Below are 17,326 nucleotides of genomic sequence, written 5' to 3'. Positions count from 1 at the left end.
CTGTAGTGGTCAAGGCAAGCAGTGTTCTGATAGGCTAAGCTCAAACAACGCCTCCGCTGGAGTCTGATTGCATGGGCCTTCTTTCCAATTGGAACGATCATTCGCGCGCAGAGTGGTATCGCGTCACGATTGCGCCGCCGAACCAGAGAAATGGCCCCTTGATCTGCGTCTGTATCGCGGTTGGTTTTACCTTGATCGGCACCGCTCCTTTTGCGGAAACTCTGCGGATTGCCACCTATAACACCGAACTCCAACGCAAAGGGCCGGGTCTCTTGTTGCGCGATATCGCGCGCGGCGAAGACGCCCAAATCCTCGCAACGCTGCGCATCATTGCGCAGGCCGATGCCGATATCATCGCACTGCAGGGCTTTGACTACGACCTCACCGGGGCGGCCCTGTCGGCCTATGTCGCGGCGCTGGCGGGCGCGGGGGTGGAATACCCCTTCCAGTTTTCTGCCCGACCCAACACCGGGATGCCAACCGGGCTTGATATGGATGGCGATGGGCGACGGGGTGACGCACGGGATGCGCAAAGCTACGGGCAATTCTCGGGCCAGGGCGGCATGGCAATCCTGTCCCGTTACCCGATCGATCAAGGTGCCGTTCAGGACTTCTCAGCCCTGCTATGGCGGGACTTTCCCGGCGCGTTGCTGCCACAAACCGAAGACGGCCCCTTCCCCTCGCCCGAGGCGCAAGCCATCCAGCGGCTCTCAACCACGGGCCATTGGATCGTGCCAATCGACGTCCCGGAACTGGGGCCTGTGCATCTGATGACGTTTCACGCCAGCCCCCCGGTGTTTGACGGACCCGAAGACCGCAACGGCAGACGCAATCATGATGAGATCACCTTTTGGGACCATTTCCTGAACGGCGCATTCGGCCCGGCACCACAGGATCGTTTCATCCTGCTGGGCGATTTCAATCAGGATCGGCGCGGCGGCGAGGGGATCAAGACGGCGATCACTTCGCTCCTCGAAGACCCCCGTTTGCAGGACCCGATGTCCGGTAGCGATGGGAGTAAAATCGTGTCTGGCGACACCTTGGACACCGCGGATTGGACAGACCCGGTTCCAGGCAATCTGCGGGTGGATTACGTCTTGCCCTCGGCGGACTGGCGCGTGCTTGCCTCCGGCGTCCTCTGGCCCGACCCAAGCACCGAACTGGGCGAAACCGCGCGCATCGCCAGCCGTCACAAACTGGTCTGGGTCGATATCACGCGATGACAACGGGTTTGCGCCAGCGCCGCCAGATTTCGAGAGCCACAAGATAGGGCAGGTAAAAAGCGAAGTTCTGGATCAGATCGAACCGCCCCTCAAAGGTCGGGGTCGAGGCAAGCCCATCCGTCAGAGCGTACCAAACCCCGTAATGGATCCGGTAAATCCATGATCCGATGCTGAGCACGAACAACCGCAAGGCCCAGGTCCGGTGATCCGAAAAACGGTTTTTGAGGGCATATCGGACGGTCTGGAGCGCAGAGATGATCAGCAGGGCACCATAAAGGGCGAACCCCGCGTTCATCCATGCGCCGCCGATTGTCCCGCGCACCGCGATATAGGCCAAACCGCCCACCCCTGTCAGCACGGCACAACCACATAATAAACGTCCGCACCAACGGTGCAGCGCGGGCGCACGCCGCCGAAGGGTGCCCCAAAGTTGCAAAGGCACCAAAAGCGTAAGAAACCCGCCCAGAACCATATGCCCGAAAATGGCGTGGTTGCCGAAGCTTTTCCCTGCCGCGAAAAAGCGGCTATCCAGTGTATCCGCCGCAGCCAGGCCCGTGAGACCAAGGCGCGATGAGTGCAGGGAAAAGGGCAATAAAACCACTATTGCAAAGCAGATACATATACCGATCAGAACATTACGTGATCTGTTCGATACCACAGGACCCTCCATTTTGTGCATGTTTCAAGGCTTCCAGTTGAACGTTTTGCGTTTCGAGACTGCGCTATTGCGAAGATAATCCATACCAGAAAATCGCACTCTGGGCCGCGACTTACCAACGCAGAGGCATACTGTGCAGGATGACCCGGACGGGCCAGCCACCAGCAATGAAACTTCCATTCCGAGGAGTTTGCTCAAAACGACAACCGACGGCTGTTTGGCAATGTACCGCCAAATCCTAGAAATGACCGCTTGAGCATGAACGCGCACAGACCAGCCTGTAACCTGATCGGCATCGTGCATTATCAGCTGCGACTTCTTGACCCTGCGCAGGTCGCGCGATAGGCCGCTGGTGACATAAGTTGCAGGAGTCTCATCATGGCCAACCCTTCCCTTCTCATTCTTGCCGGCGACGGTATCGGCCCGGAGGTCATGGATCAGGTCAAACGCGTCATCGCCTGGTTTGGTGACAAGCGGGATCTGAGTTTCGACGTGAGCGAAGACCTCGTGGGGGGGGCTGCCTATGACGCGCATGGCACGCCGCTGCATGATGACACAATGGCGCGTGCGCTTGAGGTCGATGCGGTGCTGCTGGGCGCGGTCGGTGGACCCAAATATGACGACCTCGACTTTAGCGTGAAGCCCGAGCGGGGGTTGTTGCGTCTGCGCAAGGAGATGGACCTGTTTTCGAACCTGCGCCCGGCGCAGTGCTTTGACGCGCTGGCGGATTTCTCCTCGCTCAAGAAAGACATCGTGGCGGGTCTTGATATTATGATCGTGCGTGAATTGACCTCCGGCGTTTATTTTGGCGAGCCGCGTGGTATTTTCGAAGAGGGCAACGAACGCGTTGGCATCAACACGCAACGCTATACTGAGGGTGAAATCGACCGCGTGGCACGCTCCGCTTTTGAACTGGCCCGGCGCCGGTCCAGCAAGGTCTGCTCCATGGAAAAGGCCAACGTGATGGAAAGCGGCATCCTGTGGCGCGAAGTCGTGCAAAAGGTGCGCGACGCGGATTACCCTGATATCGAGCTGTCGCATATGTATGCAGACAATGGCGCGATGCAGCTGGTGCGCGCGCCCAAACAATTCGACGTGATCCTGACCGACAATCTCTTTGGCGATATCCTGTCCGATTGCGCGGCCATGCTGACCGGATCCTTGGGCATGTTGCCCTCGGCAAGCCTCGGGGCTCCCACGGGTGACGGCCCGCCCCGCGCGCTTTATGAGCCCGTACACGGGTCCGCTCCCGATATTGCCGGACAAGGCAAGGCGAACCCAATCGCCTGCATCCTCAGCTTTGCGATGGCATTGCGTTATTCATTCGATCAGGGCGAAGAGGCCACACGGGTTGAAACCGCCATTGAAAAAGTGCTGGCGGATGGCGCGCGCACGGCGGATCTGATGGGCGAGGATGGCGGCACTCCCGTCACCACCACCCAGATGGGCGATGCAATTCTGGCGGCGCTTGATCAAAGCCTGTGATGATATTACATGGGTCATACCCGGTTGGCGGAGCGTCTGGTGCGCGGGCGGCAAGTTGCCATGCATACACCAACCGGGATGAGCGGGTTTTACCACCTCATATCCCGGTGCCGCGACGCATGAGAACGCCATGAGCCCGAATGCAAAAGGGGCGCTCTACGCACTCGTCGCCTTTGGCATATTTGCCAGCCATGACGTGATCATCAAGGTGCTCGGCGGTGGGTACTCCCCCGTGCAGATCGTCTTTTTCAGCGTCCTGTTCAGCTTCCCTCTCGCAATGTTCTACCTGCTGCGCGATGCAACGCCCGGCACTTTGCTCCCGAAACATCCCTGGTGGATGATGGCCCGCACGGTTGCGGCGGTGATCACAGGCTTTTGTGCTTTTTATGCGTTTTCTGTACTCCCCCTGGCGCAGGTCTATGCGATCCTCTTTGCCTCCCCCCTGCTGATCACAATTCTGGCGATCCCTATTTTAGGGGAACAGGTCAAAATGCGCCGCTGGCTTGCAGTTGCCGTGGGGCTGACCGGCGTTCTGGTCGTGTTGCGCCCCGGACAGGCCGATCTGGAACTCGGCCATCTCGCGGCGCTGGTATCCGCCATCTGCGGCTCATTTGCCTCCATCATCGTGCGCAAGATTGGCCGTGAAGAACGCACTGTTGTCATAATGCTCTACCCGATGATGGCCAATTTCGTGGTCATGGCCGCGTTATTGCCGCTGGTTTATGAACCTCTGCCACTCGCAGATCTGGGCAAGCTTGGGGTCGTCGCCGTTTTCGCGTGGATCGCCGGGCGTTTCCTCATCGCTGCCTATAATACCGGTGAGGCCGTCGTGGTCGCCCCGATGCAATATTCACAAATCCTATGGGCGTCGTTTTACGGCTTGATGTTCTTTGACGAACGGCCTGACACATACACCATCATCGGCTCCACAATCATTATCGCCAGTGGATTGTTCATTGTTTTGCGTGAAAGCAAGGCTCCGGGTTCCGAGCAGCCCGTCTTGCGAACGCGCTCACCTGCCGAAACCGGTACGACCCCACGTATCTCGACTTTCATAAAGCGCGGCAAAAACAAAAAGTAGCGATCTGAATTCGATTTGCACCGAAAGGGATATGCCGCTTGCTCAACGGTATCACAATGCTTCCCCCGTCGAGGCATTGGCCTGGCCTAGGGCGCATTTTTCAGCCTTGCAGATTGGGGGACGGCGGCCTCGATGAGACGATGGACATCCCTTGCGGGAACCGCTGCGGAGAACAGATACCCTTGCCCATCCTGACACCCCATCTTGGCCAACATCTGTCGCTGCTCCTCGGTCTCCACGCCTTCGGCGATCACGCAGAGCCCCAAATTCGCTCCAAGTTGGATAATTGCATTCACGATTTGTTGGGCGGGTCGCTCATGCATATCTCGCACAAACGTGCGGTCAATTTTTAGGCGATTAAGCGGCAGGGAGCGCAGGTAGCTCAGCGACGAATACCCCGTCCCAAAATCGTCCAAGGCAATTGTGACTCCCATATCGCTCAGTTCAAGCAATGTCGCAGCAGCCTTCTGCGTATCCGCGATCAGCACGCTTTCCGTGACTTCGATTTCAAGGCGCGCTGCGGGCAAGCCAGTATCGTCCAAGACACGCCGCACCATTTTCGCGATATCATCTCGCTCAAACTGTATCGGGGAGATATTGACGCAAACCATCGGGCATCCCAGCCCGCGATCCGGCGTGGACCAGGTCAGCGCGTCCAGACAAGCCCGTTTCAGCAATTGTTCGCCCAGGACGGTTACAAGACCTGTCTGCTCTGCGATGGGAATAAAAATGTCCGGCCCGACAAACCCCAGTTCCGCATCAGCCCAGCGCGCAAGGGCCTCGCACCCTACCAGACCGCCATCCACGAGCGAGTATTGAGGCTGGTAGAAGGGCACGATTTCTTCACGAGCGACGGCTGCCTTTAATCGTTCCGTGATGATCAACCGTTTTTGCAGACCTTTTTGCATCTCCTGAACAAACATCCGGCACTGATTGCGGCCGCCGTTCTTGGCTGCATACAAGGCCAGATCAACCTGAACCAGCAGGTCTTCGCCATCTCTGGAATCCTGAGGGAAACGCGCAAGCCCGACAGACGCAGAGAGCGATAAATCAAGATGATCAACAAGATAGGGCTGCGACAGGTCGCGTACCATTCGATCACCTATCGCTGTCAACGTTGCTACTGGCAATTCTTGCGGTGTTTTCATCAACACAAGAAACTCGTCTCCGCCGAGGCGGGCGACAAAATCATTTGCCGCAATGCCATCGCACAACCGCCGCGCGACCACTTGCAAAAGCCGATCCCCCACGCCATGACCATAGCTGTCGTTCACTTGTTTGAAGCCATCCAGATCAACCAAAAAAACTGCCGCATGCTCATGATCAGGATCGAGGTCAGTCAGCCGATCCTGCAGAGCATTCCGGTTATAGATGCCCGTCAGAACGTCATGTGAAGCCAGAAACTCCACTTGTTTCTTGGCCTCCACCGTCATGGTTGCATCGGCAAAGATACCGCGAAACCCAGAGAATTGTCCGTTTTCATATTGCGGACGACCCCGCATCATGATCCAGCGGCGCATCCCATCTTGCACATCCGTGATCAACACCAGAATGTCGTGAAATTCGACTTGATCAGAGATCGCCTTTTTGAGCCGTAAAAATTCGTCAAGGCTATTGCCACATAGACGACCCTCGATTGCGCCAAGCAAACAAAATCGCGTCGCCTCATGTTGTGGAACCCCCAGCATATCCAAAACCGGCTGCGGTGCGCTTTGGATACAGAGCGCGCTATTTGTTTGCCAGAGCCATTCTGTCGCCTGTTCCTCGTAATCCTTAAGCAAAAGATCGATCACCTCACTCTTTTGCACCAATTGTTCGTGGTCATTAAAGGCCTTCATGGAGGATTTTGCGCGTTCCAGAACAGCGTTGAACACGCCCGCACCCGCCACTAAAGCAAGGAAAGAGATTAGAAAATCCGTTCTTGACCCCGTCGCGATACCCGTCCCAAAAGCGACCAGAAAGCTCACCAGCGTTAGCATTCCCAGATAAGGAAAGGCTGCCGCAGGTGTACGTGAAAACCCCACAGTGCCAAGGGCGAGGCTACCCGCCATAATACAGGTCAGAACAGCCTTTTGATCGCCGCTCACGACCGGATAAAAACACACCATACCCAAAGCCCACATTGCAGAATTCGCGTAGGTCTCCAGCACGAAACGGCGCATATCCTTGCGGTTACCATCCGTTTGGTATGTCACTTTCCAGGAAAAAAAAAGCCGCCAGGAGAAAAGTAGCATGACCACGGTCCAGCCAATCACCACCGCGTTGATTCCGCTGTTCCAGGCCTGCATCGACAGCGTTGGCGCAAAAAAAGTATTTCCCGCCAGAAATACACGCATCTGCTCAATCGACCCGCGTATCTGTTCGCGGCGCAAGCGGTTGGCAGCCCCTTCGTTCAGGTGGCTATCATCAAGGTCCTGAAGCCCGAGCAGCGAAGAAACCCCGCCCGATAAGCGCGCAATAGCGGACTGGCGAGCATCATGCGCCATAAAACAACTCCCTCAACACCACCTGTTTTCACTTTACCGGCTCAGTATTTAGGAATGATTGATACGGTCGAGGTGGATTTCATGCCTCAGACATGGGGTTGGTTGACGCCTGATTTTGGGCTGTACCCGGCCTCATAAAGCAAAACACTGACAACATTCGTCACAAAGACATCCACCTTTACATTGAAATTGGATGTGGAGTATCGATCAAACGCGTGGTCCCGTAGCTCAGCTGGATAGAGCACCAGATTCCTAATCTGGGGGCCGCAGGTTCAATTCCTGCCGGGATCACCAATACATCGGCCTGCTGCCAGAAAAACCAGATGTGCGCGCAAAAGAAATCAATAGTGCGCGCAAACGTGGGTTTTTGGCGACGTAAATTCTTTGCTATTCATTAAGTTCTATATTCTTTTCAGTATTATAAGGGGGCATGAGGAGCCTTGCACTAATGAAGCCCATCCATGCCGCCCGCCGCTGATTTGACAAGCCACGCTCCGTGATCACTGTTTGCTCTCAAGGCTCCGGAACCTTTCACTCTCATTAGTCCCGCCCATCCGAGTGCGGCCAGATGCGCAGGCCGAAGCTTTGCGCTCAGAAGGGACTCCGCCATGACCCGCGCAACTACGACGATTCCGTCTCATGATCTCACTTTCATCGACGAGGTGGCCAAGTTTCGCGATGTCGAGGCACGCTGGAAGAGTTTCCTCAAACAGATCCGCTGTAACGCGCAGAACGCTGACCTAGAGGCTGGACTGATCACCGAGGATGACCTCGTCCAGCCCTACTACCTAGTCAACGAGGCTGACCTGCGCCGTATCAAACGCCGCGCCATACGACTTCTGGAGCGCGTGCATACTTCCACTGGCATGTATCACCTGAGCGAAGTGAACCGGACCCGGCTAACGCCACTGCGTGGTGGCCTACGGGACGGTCGGATCGTCTTTTATGGCACGCCTGCGCAACTCACGACCGGCGCAGCCCGAGACATCTATGGTGCAGAAGCGGATTTTTCCAAAGCCGTCAGGTCCACCGAAATCGAACCACTGACAAGACCCCGCAAGCACTTTGGCACGTTGCTCATCCGCCTTCCATTCCTTATCAGTTTCGAAATTAGCGAACATATTTACGATCATCGTACAGCTAAATCCATACAAATAAATGACTTTTTTGTCTGCAGTCTCAATAGCCTTGGCAATGTGACAGATCGCGCAATCTCGACCTCAGTTCCGACTGACCCGCCCACACCCGATGCGGGCAACGAGGAAACTCGTGCTTCTACCGAAAATATGACAGATGTTGATCCCGGCGATCTGTTGGCTGATTCAAGTGCTGACAGTGATGCAGGCACCCCAAAGGATATCGCCGCGCCCACTACAATGGTCGGTTCCGGTTAACAGCTGGCACAGGGGTCGTGGAGCGAATGCTTTCCTCCGACTTCTGAATTGATTGGGCGGAAAATCGCCGGATGGTGCCCCCCTTTCTCTGTTTATATGGTCGAACGGCGGCTCTCAGGAATGGCGTGGCAGTATTGGCAATGCGGGTTTGTGCTCAATCGCAAGGATCGCCACATCACCCCCGGTCGGACCGTTACAAGACGTAAACACGCCAAATCCCCAGTCCAGGAAGAAGCCGTTCTGATCGAAGATGTGCTAAAGATGGCTTCGATCCTGTCGTTTGGTCCGCACCATATGCAGGATAGAGGCATCCTGCTGATCGGTTATGCTGGTGACCCTCGCTGCTCGGAAATCGTCTGTTTCGATCTCAGCAAGGATGCGACCGAAGACGGTTATTGTTGGATCGAGAGTCTGACAGACGACGCTGTTCTCAACCTATATGGCAAGACCGGGTTGGCGCGAAGTCGACAAGCGAAATGTGCAAAATTACCTCGACCACGCTTCGGCCGACATGCCTCGCTATGTTGCACCGTAGCGCAGCCCTAACTGCGCCAAACACTTGCCGACATCGCGCTTTCACCCGTTTCATTCGTCTGAGCACAATTTAAACAACAAAGTCAGAGAACTGAAAGCGGGCAGCTTTGGTATCCCCGGTCAGGTACCTGAATTTTTCTTTGCATCAAGCGCGTGCAGCAGCCAGCATCGGCGTTTGTCCAGAAAGTCAGCCAACCGATAGTGTGTCGCGACCCTGGCGCGTGTGGCCTTTGCTGCTTGCGTCGTAGCTTCTTGATCTGAGAGCGCCAAAGACAGAGCATTTTTCAACCCGTCTTTTATCAACAAATCTGCAAATATTGCGCCATCATCCGGCATGACCTCACGGATTGGCTCAACATCAGAAACTACAAGACGCGTACCAACCGACATCGCTTCAAGCAGCGACCAAGAGAGCACAAACGGAACCGTACAATAGACATGAACGCAGGAACGGCGCAGCAGCCACCTGTAATCATATTTGTTCAAAGTCCCTGTGAAAATCAGCCGATCAGGCGCGATCGGGTATGCCGCTTTGCAGCGTTCCAACCAGTCAACACGTCGATCCTGATCTGAGCCATAAAAGACGGTGTTCTCTCCCGCGAGTACGAAATAAACGTTATCCCACTCTTTCGATATCTCCCAGAACGCCTTGAAAACCTGCGGGAAACCGCGGTGAGGTTCCATGCCTCTTGTGGCATAGGTCACAAGCTGCGCATTCTTTGGAATCTGTGCCAAAGCCGGATGCTCTGCCTGTCCCAGCCTATCCTTCTGCGCCAGTGGCGCATAATAATCCGTATCGACGCCATCATGTAAAACGCTGATTTTCTGTCGCAATTCGATTGGAAACTGATCCGCCTGAAAATGCGTGGGGCACAGGCCAAGATCGGCAGACAGTAGCTCTGCAGAAATCGACGCATTCCTGCTGCGCGCAAGGATCAGATCATCGAGAGAGACGTTGGCGGTGTGTCCATCAAGAGCCATAAGATAAAGGGTATCGATGCCGGGTGATTGATACCACCATTCGCAATAGGCCACGATCAAAGCAGTTGGAAACACTTCCCGCAGGAATAACCCGGCACCCGGACCTACATGCGAAATGATGATATCTGCACTCAAATCGCCGGCATTTCTGGCCTCAGCACACCGACGCGCGCAGGCCTGTCCCTGCAGGACGGCCCTGTCATAGGATTGCGCATAGGGGTGTGTCTGTGCGGATGGCGCGCGATGCGGCGTATACCCGAACATTTGGTAGGGGGCATTTTTGGGGAGATTGTCATCGAGCGTTGCAAAGGCAACACGCCATCCCTGATCGTGCAAATACTGGGCCAAGGCACCGAACTGTCCGGGGTAACTGTCATGCACAAACAGAATGGACGGCTTTGGAGACGTCACGCTATCCCAACCAAAATGACAGGATGCCAAAGCTAAAAGATGAAATTCCTAACAAAAGCGCAAAGGCAACCGCCCATTTCAACCCGCTATTGTGAGGCTGCAACGGATGGGTCGGCTGTTGATTCACAAAGCTCTCCAAACGCGCCTGAACCAGCTCGATCCGCTCCAGAATATCCGAGTCTCCTTTTGTCGATTTCGCGTCCTGAACCACGGCGTCCAGTTTGCGTGATAACTGCAAAAACTCCTGCCGCAAGGTGCAAGTATGAAGATAGGCCCGTTGGCTCATTCTGACCTTGGGATCCTCTGATGGCACCATGCGCCCGGTGCCTCGCAAGCTCGCAAAGGTATTGTCTTTCGTACGTGCTACTGCCTTGATCGCAAATGACATTTCAGGATTAATACCATCAGGCAGATCAAATTTGAAACCATATCTCCCCGTGCCGATGCCATTGCGTTGCAGATCTTTACGATAGTCCGTTGCCGGAACCTGACCGATCAACGCCTCCTCGAAATAGATGTCAACGACAACATGGGCGGCGGGATCTGCGCGGTCGATTGCCCACCCCGCGATACGGCCGGCTGCCGGACGGTCAACGATGCCATTGACGCGCTCTTCACTGTCAGAACCGGGCGGGGCGGCAACCTCTATCATTTTGTTCATATCCTTCGGCTACCCCTGATTCTGGCATGGGCCGGGTGCCCCTCGGTTTCAGTGCCAAACAGAAAGCGGGAGAGCCGATCATGACACCCTATATAACGCCATTGTTTTGTTGGCTGACCTGCTTTTGTCTCGCCAGCCTTAGCACGGCACAGACGTTGGACCCTGACCCGCTGGGGCCGCTGTTTGACTGGCAAAGCCAGCGATGCGAACGCTGGGACATCGTTGATACGCCGGCGCGTGCATGGCGAGACGATCGGGGTCTTGTACATCTTCTCGCGGGGGCCGAAACTTCGCGCGCCAGTGTTGGCGAGACATTGTCGCTCTCCATGCCCAGGGACTGTGCGCCACGTCTGACCAGCGCGCGCAATCCCGATCCCGCCCTGCGCGATGATCGGCGCTGGATTGCCTCGGTTTTTACCGATGACGGATCGCGCGTCGCCGCCTTGGTTCACGCGGAATACCATGGTCATCGCCACAAGGGTCGCTGTGCTGCCGCGCGCTATATGCCCTGTTGGCGCAATGCGATCCTTGCCGCCCAGAGCGTGGATGGTGGGCGCAGCTTCGAAGTGGCTCAAGCACCGGTCGCAACCTTGCCCTATCGATATGATCCCGCGCAATCGCGCCGCAGCGGGTATTTCAATCCCAGCAATATGTTTGTGCATGATGGCTGGCTCTATGCCTATTTCTTTGCCGAAACCTACAAGGCTCAGAAACGCGGCGTCTGTCTGATGCGACGGGCGATTGAGGGAAACCCGCACAGCTGGCGTTTTTGGAACGGACAGGATTTTACTGGCCGTTTCGCTGATCCTTACCGCGAACCGATAGCCGATCCCGAACGTCATGTTTGCATGCCATTGCCCGGCCTGAAGTCGGTTATCTCGTCGGTTATCAAGCAAGGCAAACGTTTTCTGGCCGTTACACCGATGACGGCGCGGCATTCGGATGGGCGGATGGTGTCTGGTATTTGGACCATGCAATCCACCGACCTGTTGCGATGGGAGGCCCCGAAACTTCTGATCGCCGCACCGCTGCTTTGGCGGCGTGATTGTGACCTGCCCTATGCCGTCGCCTATCCCAGCCTGCTCAACCCTCAGAGCACGTCGCGCATGTTTGATACCGTCGGGGAAGAACTCTGGCTGATCTATGTGCGCATTGCCCTGAACGGGGACTGCAAGGCGCAGACCCAAAGAGACCTGATCGGGCATCGGATTAACTGGCCTCTGCAAGCGGTAGAGGTGCCAGAGCCGAAATGATCTTGTCAGGTGCCGCAAGGGTTTGGCGGTCAAGCTTGATGCCAGAAAACTTCCTGACCTTTTGACGATCGATCAGGTCTTCCAGAGCATCAAGACATTGTTCGATTTCATCCATCGGCGCGTCAAACAGATCGTATATATTGTAGTCCCACCATTTCACAGCCAACAATCTTTCTACGACGGCGTCCTGGAACCGAAGCCGGACAACTCGGCCGGGTGTACCGACCACAATCGCGTAGGGTGGCACGTCCTTGAGGACGGTGGCACGCGCACCGATAATAGCACCATGCCCGATGGTGATTCCTGATTTTATGAAAGCCCCCTGCCCAATCCACACGTCATGGCCCAAAGTAGTGATCGGACAACTGGCCGCGAAAGGTTTTTTCTTTGCGTGAATCTCCCGCGCACGATCCCCGAGCATCAATTTATCCCACCCATTCACCTCAGGATAATAGGACACGCGCGAGGTCGTTAGCCAGTCAGTCGGGTGCTCGTGGCTGCCGGTCACGACACCATGCGCCATGCTGCAATACCGCCCCACGCGGATATTGTTGAGCGCGCCACCGCTGAGATTGCAAAACGCACCAACTTCAAGAAACGCGCCGGGGGTAACCGTCGACAGCAAGCTGGTTGGCCCCTCCACGAAAGAGCCTTTTGCCAATCTGGATGTGCCCGCGAGTCCGTAGAGCTTGAGCCCCTGTTCCGCAAAGGTTTTGAGCTGTGCCTGAGAAAACGACAATTTAAGATCATCTGTACTCATAGGGTGTCCTTTTTCGTTCATTTGCTGTCAAAGACCATTGAAACCTTGCATTGCTGTTAAGACGGTTCTTTTTCATTCTTCCCGGAAGGCCCGCCGGAAATGTCGGGCGAAGGGTTCGATGAGGTAGTCTCCCGCACGCCGCGTTCCGATCACAAGCGTCACTTCCACCGGCATACCTGCGGAAATCGGCGTCTCGTCGAGCTTGCCCAGATCATCGGCGTCTAGCGTCACGCGGGCCTCGAAATAGGGGGTTTGAGTGGCGGGATCTTCGAGTATGTCGGGTGATACAAAAGACAACGTGCCATTGACCAAAGGCGCATCACTGCGTTTGTAGGCGATCATGCGCACCTTGGCGGGACCGCCGGGTTTCACCGAATCAATCGCGTTGGGTGCCAGCCTGACCAAAGCAATCAACTGATCATCGGCAGGCAGAATTTCCATCAAAACCTGCCCCGGACCAAGAACCGCGCCCGTCGTCACAACACTAATATCAACGACACGGCCGCCATGAGGGGCGCGCATCAGATGCCGCTCCCTGATGTCTTCTGCCGCGCGGATCTGACTGTTGAGTGTCAGCAGGGTGCGGCGCGCATCCGACAACTCAGAGGCGATGCTTGCCAGACGGGTCTGCGTGAGCGCTTCCTTGTCCGAAACCGCGCGCGCAATATCCTGCCGCGCCGCCGCGATAAGACCTTCGTTCTCATCCCGCGTACCTGCGCTGACGGCGATTGCGCGGTCCAGCTCCCAAAGTCGCCGTTCCGGCGCAGCCCCGCTTTGAACCAGTCGGTTGATCGTTTCGCGTTCAGTGGTCCAGGATGCGAGCTGCGCAGCGGAAGATCGCGCAAGGCCCGTGTTGGCGTCTATCTGTGCTCGTCGTTGCGCGATCTGGTGATCCAATGCGGCGATCTGAGCATTATGGTTTTGCAATCGCGCTTCATAAAGGGCCATCGCCGCCACGGTCTGTGCGCGGCGTTTTGGAATCTGGTCGGCTCCAAGATCTGGAGCGATATCAGGATCCGGGCGGATCCCATCTTGTTCGGCTGAGAGCCGCCAAAGTGTGAACTGACTGAACTCATACTCTGCGCGCAGCTGCACCAGCCTTTCCGAAATCTGAGTGTCATCCAGACGGGCGACGACCTGACCGGCTTTGATCGCATCGCCGGGGCGCACGAACAGTTCCGCAAGAATGCCCCCCTCAAGATGTTGAACGGTCTTGCGGTCACTTTCCGCGTGCAGAATGCCGTTCGCCACAATCGCCGCATCAAGCCGCGCGAACATCGACCAGCCGAGTATCGCCAATATCATGCCCAGTGAAATGAGCAACGCCGCGATCAGGGTCGGCCTATAGGACGTCAGGGTTTCGTCGTCTTGATACGACGCGCTCATGATCGTTTCTCCTGCTGCTGTTGCGCGTCTGCGGCCAACGCCGGATTGGTCAGGACCCTGCGGTTTTCGTTTGCCTCCAGGACATCGCCAGGCGCGCCGAAATTCGCAACAGCACCGTCGCGCAGCACCAATAGCCGGTCCGCCCGCGTCAGGATCGACATCCTTTGCGCGATAACGACGATCGTCTTTCCCTCGTTTTTCAGATGGGACAGGGCGGCCACCAGAGCCGCTTCGCCTTCAGCATCCAGATGTGCATTAGGCTCATCCAGCACCAATAATTTAATGTCACCGACAATGGCACGGGCAAGCGCCACCCGTTGCTTTTGCCCGCCGCTGAGCTCGACGCCGCCCGCTCCGATGCGCGTGGCATAACCCTGCGGTAGACTACCGATCAAATCATGCACGCCCGCTATACGCGCAGCCTTCACCACATCGGCCATGTCCACGTCATCGAATTTGGCGATATTGTCGCGCACCGAGGCGTTAAAGAGCGTGGGCTCCTGCGGCAGATAGCCCACAGCCTGTCCGAAACTGCCCCGCTCATGGCTAAAAGTGCTTTGCCCATCAAGATATACCCCGCCTGCCGTGGGTTTCCAGACCCCCACCAGCATCCGTGATAAGGTTGATTTACCGGCCCCGGACGGCCCGATCACCCCCAGCATTGATCCGGTTTCAAGTTCAAATGACACATTGCGCAGAATGGGCCGTGCGTTCTCAGAAGGGATGTAGGTCAGTCGATCAACGGTCAAATGGCCGTTCTGAATGGCGATAGGGACCGTGTCACGCCCCACCGCGCCCGTATCGCAGACCTCCCGCATCCGACCCATGCGTTCAATGACATCAGACCATTTCCGCCACCCGTCTATCAATTGCTCAAAAGGCATCAAAAGCCGTCCTAATGACACGGTTGCGGCGATGATTGTGCCTGCGGAGGCCGCTTCTGATGTCACCAGGATCGCACCGACGGACACGATGGCGATCTGCAGGATTAACCGCAGACCGCGCGTCAATGAGCCCAGCGCCTTGACAAGCCGTTGCCCGGTTTCGGTCTTTTCAATCGCCGCTGTTTGATTGCGCCGCCATCTGCGCGCCAGTGCGGGCAACATGCCCATGGCCGTCACGATTTCCGCGTGGCGAATGACCTCGGCTGTTTCTGACTGCGCGGTCGCGGCGGCCTGATTGCCCTCTGCTGCTGGGCGCCGGATCAACATTTCGGTCGCGATTGCCGATCCGCTCAGCAGCAACACACCCACAAGGCCAACCAATCCGTAACCCGGATGCAATAAGAACAGAACGCCCAAAAACAGAGGTGTCATCGCGATATCAACCGGGAGGGCAAGGGACCCACTGGACACGAATGCGCGTACCTCATTAACGTCCCGCAATGAGCTTGCGACCCCGGCAGAGCCTTCGCGCAAAGAGGTCTCAACAGCGGCCCCAAGAACCGGGCGACCAAGGCGCGTTGCGACCCGCCCGCTGAGGATCAGGAAGATGCGTTGTCGCAGGATATCCAGCAAGATCTGGAACCCCAGGATGATCACCACCAAAAGCACCAATGCGCCCAGGGTTTCGAGACTGCCACTTGACAACACACGGTCATAGACCTGGATCGTGAACAGCGGCAACGACAGGTGGAGGATATTGATAAACACGCCCAGCGATCCGGCAGCGATTCCGCCCCTGATCAGATCACGGCGCGCCGCATCGTAGGATTGCCAACCGGCAGACGAAGTCATTCCGCAGCCGTTTGTGCCAGCCGCCGTGCCGCGGTCTGGCGCACCAGCAATTTTTCGAACAATTCGACATGAAACTGACCGCTGTCAGGGGCCGTGATGGGTGGTTGAATGCCGCTGTGCAGCCTGTCCCAAAGCTGCGGCTCGCGGATCGCCCGCGCCATCGTTTCCGCCAGATTATCGGGATTGCTCACCTGAAAATGCAGGCCATCTATCTGGTCGCGGACTTTCTCGGCCATGCCGCCAATGTTGCTCGCGATGACCGGCCTGCCATGAAATTGCGCCTCCTGTATCACCACGGGCGCGTTTTCCCACCAGGTCGAGGGGACCAGAACCCAATCCGTGTTCCGCATCAGCTCGGGCAATTCATGGCTTTTGTACGACCCCCCAAAGCGGATACGGTTGCGGGCTTGCCGGAAGAGATCCTTGACACTGGCCTGAAACTCTTCAGGCTGGTGTTCCAGATTTCCGCCGTAAACATACAGCAGACTATCGCCCCAAACATCCGCAGGAATGCGCGTCACCGCGTCGATCAGCACCTTAATACCCTTGAACGGGTTCAACTGCCCAAAATAGGCGAAACGGTTGCGCGGTGCCCCCGGCTTGATCGGACGGATAGGTGCCGGGACACCGCCTTCCAGCCCGTTTTCGATCATCACCAGCTTGTCTTTTGGCAATCCCCAATCCTCAAACCGGGACAGCAGGAAATGCGAGGGGCTGACGAAAGCATCCACTTGGTCAAAGAACGATTTGATGTAAATCTCGCGCCGTTTGAGCGTCGCGCGCCCGATCTCCGGAAAGCACATGCCGCAGTCCGAGGGCGAGGCCTTGGTGCATAAGGCGTGGGTCTTGGTCTTGATCATCTGCCCGTGGTTCACGCAGATCGGCAGAAATTCGTGCAGGGTATAAACAATAGGCACATCCCCGAGGACGCGGCGGATGCAATGGATCGCTTCCACCCCAAACCCCATGACATGGTGAAAATTCACCACATCAGGTTGCAGGTCTGACAGGAAACGCTCAAAATGCTGCATCAGGTTGCCAAGGTTCTTTGTCCCCAGATAGAACCAATCAAAATCATCGGACCAATACAGGCTTTCATCCGCCGCACGCTCCAGCGACATCAATGGCGATTCGGGATGGGCCGCGACCGGGGGGCTGACACCGGCCAGATAATGCGAATGCCACCCCTCCTGCGCCTTGATACCGCAATGCAAATTGTAAGACGCCACCTGCGCGCCTCCAATTGAAAAATCTGGATGCGCATGAGAGATAATAAG

The 17,326-nt window shown here is 56.5% G+C and carries 12 protein-coding genes, 1 tRNA gene and 1 pseudogene; 6 read left to right on the top strand and 8 right to left on the bottom strand.

Annotated elements, in window-relative coordinates; all coding sequences use genetic code 11:
• The first annotated feature begins 71 nt into the window (after positions 1–71).
• Complete coding sequence (locus ROLI_RS00620; RefSeq protein ID WP_187428019.1) at positions 72–1,223, top strand: endonuclease/exonuclease/phosphatase family protein; 1,152 nt, start codon at positions 72–74, stop codon at positions 1,221–1,223.
• Here ROLI_RS00620 and ROLI_RS00615 read toward each other — a convergent pair.
• Entirely contained in the window at positions 1,213–1,824 is a 612-nt protein-coding gene (locus ROLI_RS00615) for a DUF2306 domain-containing protein (protein WP_405049018.1), read from the bottom strand. The genes ROLI_RS00620 and ROLI_RS00615 overlap by 11 nt on opposite strands.
• Before the next feature lie 435 nt (positions 1,825–2,259).
• Here ROLI_RS00615 and leuB point away from each other — a divergent pair, with 435 nt between their 5' ends.
• Positions 2,260–3,366 (top strand): 3-isopropylmalate dehydrogenase, encoded by a 1,107-nt coding sequence (gene leuB / locus ROLI_RS00610; protein WP_187428018.1) that lies wholly within the window; start codon positions 2,260–2,262, stop codon positions 3,364–3,366.
• A 130-nt stretch (positions 3,367–3,496) separates the two neighbouring features.
• Positions 3,497–4,447: a DMT family transporter gene (locus tag ROLI_RS00605; protein WP_187428017.1), complete on the top strand. Its 951-nt coding sequence runs from the start codon at positions 3,497–3,499 to the stop codon at positions 4,445–4,447.
• Positions 4,448–4,533: 86 nt separating this feature from the next.
• Here the strand turns inward: ROLI_RS00605 and ROLI_RS00600 are convergent, their stop codons facing one another.
• The gene (locus tag ROLI_RS00600; RefSeq protein ID WP_187428016.1) at positions 4,534–6,933 is read right to left on the bottom strand and encodes a bifunctional diguanylate cyclase/phosphodiesterase; all 2,400 of its coding nucleotides are present in this window, start codon (positions 6,931–6,933) and stop codon (positions 4,534–4,536) included.
• Positions 6,934–7,150: 217 nt separating this feature from the next.
• Here ROLI_RS00600 and ROLI_RS00595 point away from each other — a divergent pair.
• A tRNA-Arg gene (locus ROLI_RS00595) sits at positions 7,151–7,227 on the top strand.
• A 623-nt stretch (positions 7,228–7,850) separates the two neighbouring features.
• Positions 7,851–7,985 (top strand): annotated as a pseudogene (locus tag ROLI_RS00590) (phosphonate ABC transporter ATP-binding protein); the annotation flags it as partial.
• Between the two features lie 996 nt (positions 7,986–8,981).
• Here ROLI_RS00590 and ROLI_RS00585 read toward each other — a convergent pair.
• Positions 8,982–10,223, bottom strand: coding sequence for a glycosyltransferase (locus ROLI_RS00585; protein ID WP_316247391.1), 1,242 nt, complete (start codon positions 10,221–10,223; stop codon positions 8,982–8,984).
• A 31-nt stretch (positions 10,224–10,254) separates the two neighbouring features.
• Positions 10,255–10,905, bottom strand: coding sequence for a hypothetical protein (locus tag ROLI_RS00580; protein WP_222869332.1), 651 nt, complete (start codon positions 10,903–10,905; stop codon positions 10,255–10,257).
• Between the two features lie 89 nt (positions 10,906–10,994).
• Between ROLI_RS00580 and ROLI_RS00575 the strand changes: the two genes are divergently transcribed.
• Complete coding sequence (locus ROLI_RS00575) at positions 10,995–12,167, top strand: hypothetical protein (RefSeq protein ID WP_187428013.1); 1,173 nt, start codon at positions 10,995–10,997, stop codon at positions 12,165–12,167.
• Here ROLI_RS00575 and ROLI_RS00570 read toward each other — a convergent pair.
• The 4 genes from ROLI_RS00570 to ROLI_RS00555 all read right to left on the bottom strand — a co-directional run bounded on the left by ROLI_RS00570 (position 12,124) and on the right by ROLI_RS00555 (position 17,278).
• Positions 12,124–12,927 carry a CatB-related O-acetyltransferase gene (locus ROLI_RS00570; RefSeq protein ID WP_187428012.1) on the bottom strand — a complete coding sequence of 268 codons (804 nt, stop codon included), beginning with the start codon at positions 12,925–12,927 and terminating at the stop codon, positions 12,124–12,126. The two genes, ROLI_RS00575 and ROLI_RS00570, sit on opposite strands and share 44 nt — an antisense overlap.
• Positions 12,928–12,999: 72 nt before the next feature.
• Positions 13,000–14,313, bottom strand: a complete 1,314-nt coding sequence (locus tag ROLI_RS00565) for an HlyD family type I secretion periplasmic adaptor subunit (protein ID WP_187428011.1) — start codon at positions 14,311–14,313, stop codon at positions 13,000–13,002.
• Entirely contained in the window at positions 14,310–16,049 is a 1,740-nt protein-coding gene (locus ROLI_RS00560; protein WP_262386339.1) for a type I secretion system permease/ATPase, read from the bottom strand. The genes ROLI_RS00565 and ROLI_RS00560 overlap by 4 nt, the downstream gene beginning before the upstream one ends.
• Positions 16,046–17,278 carry a glycosyltransferase family 4 protein gene (locus ROLI_RS00555; RefSeq protein WP_316247385.1) on the bottom strand — a complete coding sequence of 411 codons (1,233 nt, stop codon included), beginning with the start codon at positions 17,276–17,278 and terminating at the stop codon, positions 16,046–16,048. Before ROLI_RS00555 ends, ROLI_RS00560 begins: the two co-directional genes overlap by 4 nt.
• Between the last annotated feature and the right edge of the window lie 48 nt (positions 17,279–17,326).

Origin of the sequence: Roseobacter fucihabitans (assembly GCF_014337925.2) — a bacterium.
GTDB lineage: Bacteria > Pseudomonadota > Alphaproteobacteria > Rhodobacterales > Rhodobacteraceae > Roseobacter > Roseobacter fucihabitans.
This window is presented reverse-complemented; position numbering and strand designations above follow the sequence as displayed.

Excerpts from the sequence above, each read along its gene's own strand:
- ROLI_RS00620 (WP_187428019.1), top strand. The coding sequence starts at position 72 with ATGGGCCTTCTTTCCAATTGGAACGATCATTCGCGCGCAGAGTGGTAT.
- leuB (WP_187428018.1), top strand. The coding sequence starts at position 2,260 with ATGGCCAACCCTTCCCTTCTCATTCTTGCCGGCGACGGTATCGGCCCG.
- ROLI_RS00560 (WP_262386339.1), bottom strand. The coding sequence starts at position 16,049 with ATGACTTCGTCTGCCGGTTGGCAATCCTACGATGCGGCGCGCCGTGAT.
- ROLI_RS00570 (WP_187428012.1), bottom strand. The coding sequence starts at position 12,927 with ATGAGTACAGATGATCTTAAATTGTCGTTTTCTCAGGCACAGCTCAAA.
- ROLI_RS00580 (WP_222869332.1), bottom strand. The coding sequence starts at position 10,905 with ATGATAGAGGTTGCCGCCCCGCCCGGTTCTGACAGTGAAGAGCGCGTC.
- ROLI_RS00600 (WP_187428016.1), bottom strand. The coding sequence starts at position 6,933 with ATGGCGCATGATGCTCGCCAGTCCGCTATTGCGCGCTTATCGGGCGGG.
- ROLI_RS00605 (WP_187428017.1), top strand. The coding sequence starts at position 3,497 with ATGAGCCCGAATGCAAAAGGGGCGCTCTACGCACTCGTCGCCTTTGGC.
- ROLI_RS00565 (WP_187428011.1), bottom strand. The coding sequence starts at position 14,313 with ATGAGCGCGTCGTATCAAGACGACGAAACCCTGACGTCCTATAGGCCG.
- ROLI_RS00575 (WP_187428013.1), top strand. The coding sequence starts at position 10,995 with ATGACACCCTATATAACGCCATTGTTTTGTTGGCTGACCTGCTTTTGT.